We start from the raw sequence: 12,558 nt of genomic DNA, 5'->3' as shown, positions 1-12,558 counted from the left end.
GCCACCTGCTGCAGGGTCGCGTCGGGCGCCAGGCCGGCCAGCGTCCGCAGCGCCGGGGTCGGGAAGATCAGCGCGCCGACTTCCTTCAGGTTGATGCCGGTCAGCACCGCGTCGTGCACGTAGGGGGCGCCGGCGGTGTTGATCTTCGCGCGCAGCGGGCCGACGCTCACGAAGGTCCCGGTGGCGAGCTTGAAGTCCTCGGCAATGCGGCCGTCGAAGCGCAGGCCGCGGTGGATGTCGGCGTCGTCGATCCATCGCACGGCATCGCCGGTGCACAGGAAGCCCTCTTCGTCGAAGGCCTCGCGCGTGGCTTCCGGCGAGCGCCAGTAGCCTGGCGTGACGTTGGGGCCGCGGTAGCGCACCTCGACCTTGCCGTCGACATCGATCAGCTTGAGCGTCATGCCGGGCGTCGGCACGCCGACGTCGCCGGCGCGCACGTCCGGGCTGTTGATGAACATCGCCGAGGGGCCCGACTCGGTCATGCCGAGGCCGGTCGCCATCACGATGCGCTCGCCGATCTCGGCTTCCTGGATCTGGTGCAGCAGGTCCCAGATCGGCTGCGCCAGCGCGGCGCCGGAGTAGAAGAACATGCGCACGCGCGACAGCAGCGTTTTGCGCAGCAGCGCATCGGTCTGCATGGCCTGCGCGATGGCCTCGAAGCCGGTCGGCACGTTGAAGTACACGGTCGGCGCGATCTCGCGCAGGTTGCGCAGCGTCTCGCCCATCAGCGCCGGCGTCGGCTTGCCGTCGTCGATGTAGAGCGTGCCGCCGTGGTAGATCGTGATGCCGACGTTGTGGTTGCTGCCGAAGGTGTGGTTCCACGGCAGCCAGTCGACCAGCACCGGCGGCTCCTCCGCCAGGGCCGGCATYGACTGCGCGATCTGCACCTGGTTGGCGCACCACATGCGCTGGGTGTTGACCACCGCCTTGGGCATCTTGGTCGAGCCCGAGGTGAACAGGAACTTGGTGATGGTGTCCGGCCCGGTGGCCGCCATGGCGGCGTCGACCGCGTGGGTGGCGGGCGTGGCGAGCAGGCTGTCGAAGGAGGTGAGGGCGCGGCCGGCCAGCTCGGGCGCGGGCGTGCCCGGGTCGCCGGCGCCGCCGTGGCCGCGCTGCAGCACCACCTCGACATCGGCCGGAACCACCGCGGCGATGGCGCGGCCGAAGCGCGCGGCATCGCTCGCGAACACCAGGCCGGGGGTCAGCGTGTCGACGATGTGGCGCAGCTTCTCGTAGTCCTGGCTGACGGTCGAGTAGGCGGGCGAGGCCGGGCAGTATGGAACGCCGGCGTAGATGCAGCCGAGCGCCAGCTGGGCATGCTCGAGGCTGTTCTCGCTCAGGATCATGACCGGCCGCTCGGCGTCGAGGCCGCGGTTGAGCAGCGCCTGGCCGATGCGGCGTGCGTCCTGCAGCGCCCGGGCGTAACTCAGGTGCTGCCACTCGCCGGTGCTGCCGTCGGGCAGTTGTTCGCGCCGTGCCATGAAGCTGCGGTCGGGTGCCGTTTCGGCCCAGTGCATGAAGCGATCGGTGATGCGCTCGGCGTAGCTCTGGAGCGGCTCGGCCGCCTCGAGGTAGCGCACGCCCGCCGCGCCGTCGCGCACGTTGACGCGGCGCACGCCGAAGGTGACGGGGCGGTAGCTTGGCGTCTGGAGCGTCGGACGGGGGGCTTGCATGGGAAATCCTCGGTTTGTCTCAGCTCTTCTGGACCTTGGCCGCCTTGCCGTCCAGGAAGGCGCGCACGCGCTCCTTGGCCTCGGGCGCGCTCTGCGCGATGCCGGCCATCAGGGCTTCGGTGAAGAAGCCGTGGTCGGCCGGCTGCTCGGCGATGCGCGGCAGCGCGTGCATCAGCGCGTAGTTGGTCAGCGGCGCATTGGTCGCCACGCGCTTGGCCAGTTCCAGCGCCTTGTCGAAGGCCGTGCCTTCGGGCACCAGGTACTGGGCGAAACCGGCGCGCTCGCCATCCTCGGCGTTGTAGACCCGGCCGGTCATCATCATGTCCGTCATGCGGGCGGCGCCGATCAGCTTGGGGATCCGCACCGAACCGCCGCCGCCGACGAAGATGCCGCGCGAGCCCTCGGGCAGCGCGTAGAAGGTGGTGCTGTCGGCCACGCGGATGTGGCAGGCGCTCGCCAGCTCGAGCCCGCCGCCGACCACCGCGCCGTGCAGCGCCGCGATCACCGGCACCGGGCCGTGCTGCACGAACTCGAGCGCCGCATGCCACATGCGCGAATGCTGCAGGCCCTGGCCGGCGTCGCGCTCCTGGAGTTCGGAGAGGTCCAGGCCGGCACAGAAGTGCGGGCCCTCGCCATCGATCACCGCGGCGCGCACGGTGGCGGGGAGTTTTTCGAAGGCGTCGCGCAGCGCCAGGATCAGCCCGTCGGACAGCGCGTTGCGCTTGGCGCCGCGCGCGAGGCGGATGATGGCGATGTCGTCCTGGATGTCGAGATGGAGGTCGGTGGAGGTCATGATTGCATTCCGGAGTACGATCGATTATGGTTATGAAAAATAATCAATTCAAGCCGCATGATGGTGTGCGGCGTAAGGATTTACCCTAGGCTGCAAACCGTTCGGAGACAACCCCCATGGACCACCAGAACCTGATCGCGATCGACACTCACACGCACGCCGAGGTGAGCTGCTGGAATCCCTTCGACAACTACGGCGAGGAGTACGACCGCGCCGCCGACAAGTACTTCAAGTCGGGCCGCCGCCCGACCATCCAGGAGAGCGTCGACTACTACCGCGAGCGCAAGATCGGGCTGGTGATGTTCATGGTCGACGCCGAGTCGAACATGGGCCGTCGCCGCATTCCGAACGAGGAGATCGCCGAGGCCGCGCAGAAGAACTCGGACATCATGATCGCCTTCGCCAGCATCGACCCGCACAAGGGCAAGATGGGCGCGCGCGAAGCCCGCCGCCTGATCGAGGAATACGGCGTCAAGGGCTTCAAGTTCCACCCCACGGTGCAGGGCTACCACCCGTACGACAAGATGGCCTGGCCGATCTACGAGGTGATCGCCGAATACGCGCTGCCCGCCGTCTTCCACACCGGCCACAGCGGCATCGGCTCGGGCATGCGCTGCGGCGGCGGCCTCAGGCTCGAGTACAGCAACCCGATGCACCTGGACGACGTCGCGATCGACTTCCCTGACATGCAGATCGTGATGGCGCACCCGAGCTTCCCGTGGCAGGACGAGGCGCTCAGCGTGGCGACCCACAAGCCCAACGTCTGGATCGACCTGTCGGGCTGGAGCCCCAAGTACTTTCCGAAGCAGCTGGTGCAATACGCCAACACGCTGCTGAAGGACCGCGTGCTGTTCGCGAGCGACTATCCGCTGATCACGCCCGACCGCTGGCTCAAGGATTTCGAGGACGCCGGCTTCAAGCCCGAGGTGATGCCAGGCATCCTGAAGGGCAACGCGGTGCGGCTGCTGAAGCTCGACCAGTAGCCCCGCCCGGGCTCAGGGGAGCTGTTCCTGTTCGGTTCTCTCCGGGTCCCAGGAGCGCCGGCGCCGCTCCTCGCGCTCGCGAGCCATCTGTTCCTGGAACTGCTGCCGGCCCTTCTTCGCGACCGCGATCAGCTTGGCCCGGTCGCCCTTGTAGTGCGGGTAGGTTTCGTGCATCAACTGGATGTTCCGGAAGCGGAAGCGCATCGCGGTCTCGCGCGCCTCGTGCGCCGGCCAGCCCAGCACCTCGAGCACCGAGCGCGCGCTGCGCAATGACGACTCGAAGACCTCGCGTTCGATGAACTCCACCTTGCGATCGAGCAACTGGTAGAGGTGCGTGATGTTGCGCGCGCGCACCACCAGCCGGGCCTGCGGGAAATGCTCCTGTGCCAGGTCGACGATCTTCAGCGACTGCTCCATGTCGTCGACCGCCACCACCAGCACCTTGGCGGTGCCGGCGCCGGCGGTGCGCAGCAGGTCCAGCCGCGTGGCGTCGCCGTAGAAGACCCGGAAGCCGAACTCGCGCAGGCTCTCGATGGTGTCGGGGTCGTGGTCGAGCACCGTGACATCGAGGTTCTGCGCAAACAGCATGCGGCCCATGATCTGGCCATAGCGGCCGAAGCCGCAGATCACCACCTTGGCATCCTGCTGCTCGGAGATCTCCTCCATCGTGGTCGGCGCATGCGCGCTGTAGCGCGGCAGCACCCACTTGTCGATCACCACCAGCAACAGCGGCGAGACCAGCATCGAGAGCGCCACCGCGGCGATCAGGAAGGAGGCCACGCCATGCGGAAGCACGTTGGGCCCGGCGGCCTGGAACACCACGAAGGCGAACTCGCCACCCTGCGCCAGCAGCAGCGTGAACACCGGCCGCTGCTGGTAGGGCACCGCCATCGCCTTGGCCAGGGCGTAGATGACGCCGAACTTGATCAGCAGGAAGCCGATCACCACCAGCGCCATGAGGCCGGGCCGCTCGAGCAGCACGCCGAAGTCGATGCTCATGCCGACCGCGATGAAGAAGAGGCCGAGCAGCAGCCCCTTGAAGGGCTCGATGTCGGTCTCGAGCTCGCGCCGGTACTCGCTTTCGGCCAGCAGCACGCCGGCCAGGAAGGCGCCGAGCGCCATCGACAGGCCGATGAACTGCATCAGCGCGGCGATCGCCACCACCAGCAGCAGCGAGGTGGCGGTGAAGATCTCGGGCGTGTTGCTGCGCGCGATCCAGCGCAGCAGCGGTCGCAAGGCGAGCCGGCCGCCGACCACGATGGCGGCGATCACGCCCACGATCTTGAGCCCCTCGAGCGTCCGGTCCCATCCGGTCATGGCCGGTCCGGCGTCGGAGCCGACGGCCAGCAGCGGCAGCAGCGCCAGGATCGGGATCGCCGCGACGTCCTGGAACAGCAGGATCGAGAAGCCGGCCTGGCCGCTCGGCGTCAGGAGCAGGTTGCGCTCGCCGAACACCTGCAGCGCGATCGCGGTCGACGACAGTGCCAGCCCGAGCGCCGCCACCAGCGACACGCGCCAGCTCGCGCCGGCGGCCCAGCCGGCCAGGAACAGCACCGCGGCGCAGCCCAGGACCTGGGCCGAGCCCCAGCCGAAGATCGGCCGGCGCAGGCTCCAGAGGCGTTTGGGCTCCAGTTCGAGGCCGACCAGGAACAGCATCAGGACGACGCCGAATTCGGCGAAATGCAGGATGTCCTCGACGTTGGTGACCAGGCCCAGGCCCCAGGGCCCGATCGCGATGCCGGCCACCAGGTAGCCGATGATCGAGCCCAGCCCCAGGGCCTTCGACAGCGGCACCACGAGCACGGCAGCGCCCAGATAGATCAGCGAGTTGACGAGCCAGGCCGGTGCGTGCTCCATGCTCAGGCCTCCTCGTGGCCGGCCGGCCGGTCGGTTTCGGGCACCGGGCAGCTGATGCAGGCGTCGAGCTCCTCGAGTTCCGGCCAGTCGGGGTAGCTCTGGAGCCGCTGCTTGAAGACCTCGACGTGCGCCGCCAGTTCGCCCTCCGACGCACGGCGCGCGCCATGGAACAGCAGCGGCGGCAGGAAGCGCATGCCGCACAGCGCGGCGGTCTGCTCGTAGGGCGGCAGGAAGGCGTCGAAGAAGTAGCGGTTGTAGCTCTGTGGGTGGTAGCTGCCCTCGGGCCCGCCGGTGGTGGCGACCAGCCAGCAGTCCTTGCCCTGCAGCGCCTGGCCGCCGGTGCCGTAGGCCCAGCCGTAGTCGAGCACCTCGTCGATCCAGAGCTTCTGCAGCGCCGGCATCGAGTACCACTGGATCGGATGCAGCAGCACCACCAGGTCGGCGCGGGCCAGGCGGGCCTGCTCGGCCTTGATGTTGATGGCGTAGTCGGGATAGCTGTTGTAGAGGTCGTTCACCTCGACCCCGGGCGTGGCCTGGGCCGCTTTCAGCAACTGGCGGTTGACGCGCGATTCGCGCCAGTGCGGATGGGCGGCGATCACGTAGATCCGCGCCGAGCTGTTGTTGTTCGTTGAAGTCGACATGGCGCGAACATTAGCGCACTCCGGCGCGCCCCGCGCGCGGCTACCATGGCGCCTTTGTTCAGCCTGTCGGAGCTTCATATGCCGGTAGTCCTGGTCGCCAATCCCAAGGGCGGAGTCGGAAAATCCACGCTCGCCACCCATATCGCGGGCTATTTCGCCAGTCGCGGACACCCGGTGATGCTGGGCGACATCGATCGCCAGCAGTCGTCGCGGCTCTGGCTCGGGCTGCGCGCTCCCGAGGCGCGCGAGATCCGCAGCTGGGAAGCGTCGGAGGATGGCAGCGTGGTGCGGCCGCCGCGCGGTACCACCCATGCCGTCATCGATACCCCGGCCGGGCTGCACGGATCGCGCTTCAAGGAGGTGCTGGCGCTGGCCGACAAGGTGCTGGTGCCGTTGCAGCCCAGCATCTTCGACATCTACGCCACGCGGGACTTCCTCGACAAGCTGCTCGCGAACCGCCATGCGGCCAAGGCGGAGATCGCCCTGGTGGGCATGCGGGTCGACGCCCGCACCCTGGCCGCTGACCGGTTGCGCGAGTTCGTCGCCAGACTCGACGTGCCGGTGCTCGGCGAGCTGCGCGACACCCAGAACTACGTCCAGCTCGCGGCCCGTGGGCTCACGCTGTTCGACATCGCGCCGGGTCGGGTGCAGCGCGACCTCGAGCAATGGCAGCCGATCACCCAATGGCTGGACGCCTGAGCCCGTGTTTACCCCGAGCCCCCATGTCACGACGTGGACAGGAGCAGCGCCCGCGCGCCGCTAAAGTGAAACGATGAAAAAGACCTTCCAGACCCTTCAGGATCTCGCCGCGTGCGTCGGCCAGGAAGTCGCCGTGAGCGACTGGATCACCATCACGCAGGCCCAGGTCAACCAGTTCGCCGAGGCGACCGGCGACCACCAGTGGATCCACGTGGACGTCGAGCGCGCCAAGGCCGGCCCGTTCGGCGGACCGATCGCGCATGGTTTCCTGACCCTGTCGCTGCTGCCGCGCTTCTATGAGACGGCCTTCGAGGTCGCCGAATCGCGCATGGGCGTGAACTACGGCCTGAACCGCGTGCGCTTCATGTCGCCGGTGCCGGTCGGCGGCCGGGTGCGCGGCCGCATGAAGCTGCTGAGCTCGGAGCCGATCCCCAACGACGGGCTGCAGATGACCTGGGAGACGACCATCGAGCTCGATGGCTCGCCGAAGCCGGCCTGCGTCGCCGAGTCGGTGGTCAGACGGTATAGGTAGCTCGCCCCCAGGTTGGGCTCACTTCGTGTAGCCCGCCCACCCCCTACCGGGGGCAACACCAGCGGCCTGGCAAAGCCAGTTCCGCGGTGTTTCACGAAGGGGGACCGGGCTGCGCCGGTCCCGCTAGCCGAAGCTGTTTTGGCGCCAGGCCTCGAAGACGGTCACCGCGACGGCGTTCGACAGGTTGAGGCTGCGCTGGCCTTCGCGCATCGGCAGGCGCAGCCGCTGCGGGGGCGCGAAACTCTCGCGCAGTTCGGGCGCCAGTCCGCGCGTTTCCGAACCGAACACCAGCCAGTCGCCGGGGCGGAAAGCCACGTCGTGCACCCGGCGCGTGCCGCGCGTCGTGAGTGCGAACATCCGGTCGGCCGGTGGCTGCTGGCTATCGAGAAGCGCTTGCCAATTGGCATGGCGCAACAGCGTCGCGTACTCGTGATAGTCCAGCCCGGCGCGCCGCAGCAGGCGGTCGTCCATCGAAAAACCCAGCGGTTCGACCAGGTGCAGGGTGCAGCCGGTGTTGGCGGCCAGGCGGATCACGTTGCCGGTGTTCGGCGGAATCTCGGGTTCGACGAGGACGATATGGAACATGGCGCGATTGTCGGTTGCACCCAGCCAGCGCTCAGGCCGGCGCCGGGCCGCCCCAAGGCGGCCTGCGGCCCCCTTGGGGGGCAGCGGCCCACACGAAGTGGGGGAGCGTGGGGGCACATTACTCGGGTGGGTCCGTGCGGGCCAGCACGATCGCCGTGATGTGGGCGGCGCCGCCCGCGCGCAGCACGCGGGCCGCCGTGAACAGCGAGGCGCCGCTGGTCATCACGTCGTCGACCAGGACCAGGCGCCGACCATGCAGCGCCGCGGCGCGCAACGGCTCCACGGCGAAGGCGTCGCGCAGGCTGCGCAGCCTCTGCTTGCGATCGAGACCGCTTTGCGGCGGCGTCTCGCGCGTGCGCAGGAGCAGGCCGGGGTCGCATTTGGCCGCGTCCAGCCGCCGCGCCAGTTCGTGCGCCTGGTTGAAGCCGCGTTCGCGCAGCCGGCCAGGCGCCAGCGGCATCGGAAGCAGCAGGTCGGCCCGTTCGAGCGCCGGCTCGACCCAGGGCGCGTTGCGCAGCAGGGTGGCCAGCGGCGCGGCGCGCCCCGCGTCGCCGCGGAACTTGAATTCGGCAATGCATTCCGGCCACGGCCAGGCATAGGCGCAGGCGGCCAGGCAGGCGTCGAGCGGCGGCGGGTGCAGCAGGCAGTCGCCGCACAGCGCGGTTCCCGACGCGACCGGCAGCGCGCAGGTCCGGCAGCGGGGGACCGGCGGCGCGAAGCGCGCGACGCAGGCCTCGCACACCGGCTCCGCGGGCCAGGCGCGACAGACCACGCACTCGCTCGGCAGGCGGGCAAGCAACGACGAGAAAGGCCGTCCGGTCCAGGGCTTGAACATCCCTCAATATACTGAGCGGCCCATGCCCACCGACCCCGCACAGCGCCCGCCGACCATCGATGCCACGGCGGCCGACCGTTGGAGCCGGCTCGCGCCGGCTTCGGAATCGCCCTGGCTGCACGAGGAAATCGGTCGTCGCATGGAGGACCGTCTGCAGTGGATCAAGGCGCGGCCGCGCCACTGGGCCGACTGGGCGCCCCTGCGCGGCGGCCTCGAAGCGCATGCCCTGGTCGCCCGCCGCTACCGCGACGCCGCACCCTTCGTGATCGAGCCCCGGCCCGCGCTGGCCGCCGCGACGGCCCGGTCGCTGACCGCGCCGTGGTGGACCGCGCGGCGCTGGCAAGGCGCCCAGCCCAGCTTCGAGGCGCCGCCGGAAGACGGCGTCGACCTGCTCTGGGCCAACATGGCGCTGCACATGGCGGCCGATCCGCAGGCGCTGATCGCGCGCTGGCACCGGCTGGTTGCGACCGACGGCTTCCTGATGTTCTCCTGCTTCGGGCCCGATACCCTGCGCGAGTTGCGCGCCCTGCACCGGCAGCTCGGCTGGCCGCCCGCCAGCCACGAGTTCACCGACATGCACGACTGGGGCGACATGCTGGTCGGCGCCGGTTTCGCGGAGCCGGTGATGGACATGGAGCGCATCGTGCTCACCTGGGCCAGCGCCGATGCCGCCCTGGCCGAGCTGCGCACGCTGGGGCGCAACCTGCATCCGAGTCGTTTCCCGGCGCTGCGCGGCAAGGCCTGGCGGCGTGCCCTGGGCGCGTCCCTGCCCGAACTCGCGCCGGCCGAGGACGGCGGCGGGCGGATCGCGCTGACCTTCGAGATCATCTACGGCCACGCCTTCAAACCCGCGCCGCGGGTCGCGCTGTCTGCAGAAAGTGCAGTTTCCTTGCGCGAAATGCGTTCCATGCTCCAGCGCGGTCGTGTAAGCAACTGAGTCTGCCCCGGCCGACCCGCTACAATCCGGCGCTGCGTGAACTCCCGGGTATTGTCCCGTGATCGAGGCCTGTCCGACCCCTGTTTGGCAGCGCATCGACGCACCGATTTGCAGAACTCGCCCGTGTCGAATTCCGTGTTTCGTTTTGCCACTGTTTCTGGCCAGAGCATCCACTGGTTCCTGAAGCGCAACTGCTCGGTCACGCCGAGCCAGCTCGGCTGGCTCTATGCGTCGCTCAGCGTGGTGTCGCTCGGTATCGGGACGGTCTTCTGGCTGAACGGCGCGCGGCTCGTGCTGCCGTTCGCATGGCTCGAACTCGCCGCGGTCGGGTTTGCGTTCGTGCTCTATGCGCGGCATGCGACCGACGGCGAGAAGATCGCCTTGCAGGGCGGCAGGCTGGTGGTCGAGCTCGAGAACGGTGGGCACTATGAGCGCACGGAATTCTTGCCGCACCAGGTGCGGGTCGAGCCGCAGGACAGCGATCGTTCGCTGATCGAGGTTTCGGGTCAGGGTCGTTCGGTCAGGGTGGGGCGCTATGTGCGCCCGGAGTTGCGTGCGGCGCTGGCGCGCGAGATTCGCATGGCATTGCGCAGCGCCTGAGGGGGCGAGCGCGGTGTCGCACCGTGGGGACCGGTGGGGTTAACAGGAAATGAAGAAGTGAACACGATGAAGAGCAATTGGCGCAACAAGATCTGGCCGGCGAATCTGCTGCTGGCGGCCGGCGCGGCTTTCAGCGGCGCGGCACACGCGGTCAACGACCTGCCCGGCGGCCCGTCGGTGCGCCAGTTGAACCTGCCCCTGGGCGTCACCAAGATCTCGCAAGAGCAGCACTTCCTGCACAACGTGATGATGGTGCTGTGCACGGTCATCTTCGTGGCCGTGTTCGCGGTCATGTTCTATTCGATCTGGAAGCACCGCAAGTCGGTTGGCCACAAGTCGGCCAACTTCCATGAATCGGTGGTGGTCGAGGTGATCTGGACCATCGTGCCCTTCCTCATCGTGATCCTGATGGCGCTGCCGGCGACCAAGGTGCTGGTGGCCCAGAAGGACACCACCAATTCCGATCTCACGATCAAGACCACCGGCTACCAGTGGAAGTGGGGCTACGACTACCTGAAGGGCGAAGGCGAGGGCCTTTCCTTCATCTCGACGCTCGACAGCTCGCAGCGCGCCATGTCCAACGCCGGCGCCAAGGGCGACATTCCTGACGACTACCTGTTCAAGGTCGACAACCCGCTGGTGGTGCCGGTCAACGCCAAGGTGCGCATCATCACCACCGCCAACGACGTGATCCACGCCTTCGCGGTGCCGCAGCTCGGCGTCAAGCAGGACGCGATCCCCGGTTTCGTGCGCGACACCTGGTTCCGGGCCGACAAGGTCGGCGACTACTACGGCCAGTGCCAGGAGCTCTGCGGCAAGGAACACGCCTACATGCCGATCCACGTGAAGGTGCTCGCGGCGGCCGACTACACCGCCTGGGTCGACGGCAAGCGCAAGGAAGCCGCGGCCAAGCAGGACGATCCGACCAAGGTCTGGACCCTGCCCGAACTGCTGGCGCGCGGCGAGAAGGTCTACGCCGCCAACTGCGCGGCCTGCCACCAGGCCAACGGCCGTGGCGCCGGCCCGATCAAGGCCCTCGACGGCTCGCCGACCGTGCTCGACGCCGATCACCAGAAGCAGGTTCATGTGGTGCTCTTCGGGCAGAACAGCGGCGCCATGCCGGCCTGGAAGCAGCTGAGCGACACCGACATCGCAGCCGTGGTGAGCTTCACCAAGAACAGCTGGTCGAACAAGACGGGTCAGTTGGTGCAGCCGTCCGAAGTGCTGGCCGAGCGCGCCAAGCAATAAGCCGGCGCCCACGACGAAGAGTTTGCAAGGAATACCAAGATGAGCGCAGTCCTCGACCCCCACGGCCACGCACACGGTCACGACGACCACCATCACGATGACCACCACGGCGCACCGGCCGGCTGGCGTCGCTGGGTGTTCGCGACCAACCACAAGGACATCGGTACGCTGTACCTGCTGTTCTCGTTCACCATGCTGATGGTCGGCGGCGTGCTCGCACTGCTGATCCGCGCCGAGCTGTTCCAGCCCGGCCTGCAACTGGTGAACCCCGAACTGTTCAACCAGTTCACCACCATGCACGGCCTGATCATGGTGTTCGGCGCCATCATGCCGGCCTTCGTGGGCTTCGCGAACTGGATGATCCCGCTGCAGATCGGCGCCTCCGACATGGCGTTCGCGCGCATGAACAACTTCAGCTTCTGGCTGCTGATCCCGGCGGCGCTGATGCTGGTCGGTTCGTTCTTCATGCCCGGCGGCGCACCCGCCGCGGGCTGGACGCTCTACGCGCCGCTGACGCTGCAGATGGGCCCCTCGATGGACGCCGGCATCTTCGCGATGCACATCATGGGCGCCTCGTCGATCATGGGCTCGATCAACATCATCGTGACCATCCTCAACATGCGCGCCCCGGGCATGACGCTGATGAAGATGCCGATGTTCTGCTGGACCTGGCTCATCACCGCCTACCTGCTGATCGCCGTGATGCCGGTGCTCGCCGGCGCCATCACGATGACGCTGACCGACCGCCACTTCGGCACCAGCTTCTTCAACCCCGCCGGCGGCGGCGACCCGGTGATGTACCAGCACATCTTCTGGTTCTTCGGCCACCCCGAGGTCTACATCATGATCTTGCCGGCCTTCGGCATCATCAGCCAGATCGTCCCGGCCTTCTCGCGCAAGAAGCTGTTCGGCTACGCTTCGATGGTGTACGCCACCTCGTCGATCGCGATCCTGTCGTTCATCGTCTGGGCGCACCACATGTTCACGACCGGCATGCCGCTCACCGGCCAGCTGTTCTTCATGTACGCGACCATGCTGATCGCGGTGCCGACGGCCGTGAAGATCTTCAACTGGGTCGCCACCATGTGGCAGGGCTCGATGACCTTCGAGACGCCGATGCTGTTCGCGGTCGGCTTCATCTTCGTGTTCACCATGGGCGGCTTCACCGGCCTGAT

13 protein-coding genes are annotated in these 12,558 nt (G+C 68.1%); 7 read left to right on the top strand and 6 right to left on the bottom strand.

All coding sequences use genetic code 11. The features are described from left to right. Both AC1D2K_RS17420 and AC1D2K_RS17415 read right to left on the bottom strand, forming a co-directional pair. Window positions 1-1,673, bottom strand: a 1,673-nt coding sequence (locus AC1D2K_RS17420) for a feruloyl-CoA synthase (RefSeq protein WP_478090089.1), incomplete at its 3' end; no start/stop codon positions are given. Between the two features lie 19 nt (window positions 1,674-1,692). Then, entirely contained in the window at window positions 1,693-2,466 is a 774-nt protein-coding gene (locus tag AC1D2K_RS17415) for a crotonase/enoyl-CoA hydratase family protein (protein WP_478090088.1), read from the bottom strand. Window positions 2,467-2,582: 116 nt separating this feature from the next. Here AC1D2K_RS17415 and AC1D2K_RS17410 point away from each other — a divergent pair, with 116 nt between their 5' ends. Then, window positions 2,583-3,449 (top strand): amidohydrolase family protein, encoded by an 867-nt coding sequence (locus tag AC1D2K_RS17410; protein ID WP_478090087.1) that lies wholly within the window; start codon window positions 2,583-2,585, stop codon window positions 3,447-3,449. Window positions 3,450-3,461: 12 nt separating this feature from the next. Here AC1D2K_RS17410 and kefC read toward each other — a convergent pair whose 3' ends face one another. Together kefC and kefF are read right to left on the bottom strand one after the other, a co-directional pair. Then, entirely contained in the window at window positions 3,462-5,306 is a 1,845-nt protein-coding gene (gene kefC / locus AC1D2K_RS17405; protein ID WP_478090086.1) for a glutathione-regulated potassium-efflux system protein KefC, read from the bottom strand. Window positions 5,307-5,308: 2 nt separating this feature from the next. Further along, a complete protein-coding gene (gene kefF / locus AC1D2K_RS17400; RefSeq protein WP_478090085.1) occupies window positions 5,309-5,947 on the bottom strand; it encodes a glutathione-regulated potassium-efflux system oxidoreductase KefF in 639 nt (212 codons plus the stop codon). A gap of 78 nt (window positions 5,948-6,025) precedes the next feature. Here kefF and AC1D2K_RS17395 point away from each other — a divergent pair, with 78 nt between their 5' ends. Together AC1D2K_RS17395 and AC1D2K_RS17390 are read left to right on the top strand one after the other, a co-directional pair. Beyond that, window positions 6,026-6,646 carry a ParA family protein gene (locus AC1D2K_RS17395; RefSeq protein WP_478090084.1) on the top strand — a complete coding sequence of 207 codons (621 nt, stop codon included), beginning with the start codon at window positions 6,026-6,028 and terminating at the stop codon, window positions 6,644-6,646. Between the two features lie 73 nt (window positions 6,647-6,719). Beyond that, window positions 6,720-7,178, top strand: coding sequence for a MaoC family dehydratase (locus AC1D2K_RS17390; RefSeq protein WP_478090083.1), 459 nt, complete (start codon window positions 6,720-6,722; stop codon window positions 7,176-7,178). 123 nt (window positions 7,179-7,301) lie between these two features. Here AC1D2K_RS17390 and AC1D2K_RS17385 read toward each other — a convergent pair whose 3' ends face one another. Beyond that, window positions 7,302-7,763, bottom strand: a complete 462-nt coding sequence (locus AC1D2K_RS17385; RefSeq protein ID WP_442283728.1) for a tRNA (cytidine(34)-2'-O)-methyltransferase — start codon at window positions 7,761-7,763, stop codon at window positions 7,302-7,304. A gap of 118 nt (window positions 7,764-7,881) precedes the next feature. After that, the gene (locus AC1D2K_RS17380; RefSeq protein ID WP_478090082.1) at window positions 7,882-8,598 is read right to left on the bottom strand and encodes a ComF family protein; all 717 of its coding nucleotides are present in this window, start codon (window positions 8,596-8,598) and stop codon (window positions 7,882-7,884) included. Window positions 8,599-8,620: 22 nt separating this feature from the next. Between AC1D2K_RS17380 and AC1D2K_RS17375 the strand changes: the two genes are divergently transcribed. The 4 genes from AC1D2K_RS17375 to AC1D2K_RS17360 form a co-directional block, all read left to right on the top strand. Beyond that, entirely contained in the window at window positions 8,621-9,535 is a 915-nt protein-coding gene (locus tag AC1D2K_RS17375) for a biotin synthase (RefSeq protein WP_478090081.1), read from the top strand. Between the two features lie 123 nt (window positions 9,536-9,658). Next, complete coding sequence (locus AC1D2K_RS17370) at window positions 9,659-10,135, top strand: DUF2244 domain-containing protein (protein WP_478090090.1); 477 nt, start codon at window positions 9,659-9,661, stop codon at window positions 10,133-10,135. Between the two features lie 66 nt (window positions 10,136-10,201). Then, window positions 10,202-11,383, top strand: coding sequence for a cytochrome c oxidase subunit II (gene coxB / locus AC1D2K_RS17365; protein WP_478090080.1), 1,182 nt, complete (start codon window positions 10,202-10,204; stop codon window positions 11,381-11,383). Window positions 11,384-11,422: 39 nt separating this feature from the next. After that, window positions 11,423-12,558 (top strand): cbb3-type cytochrome c oxidase subunit I (locus AC1D2K_RS17360; RefSeq protein ID WP_478090079.1); only part of this gene is annotated, 1,136 nt, incomplete at its 3' end.

It is taken from the genome of Variovorax sp. P1_H12_2, assembly GCF_056405335.1.
This window is presented reverse-complemented; position numbering and strand designations above follow the sequence as displayed.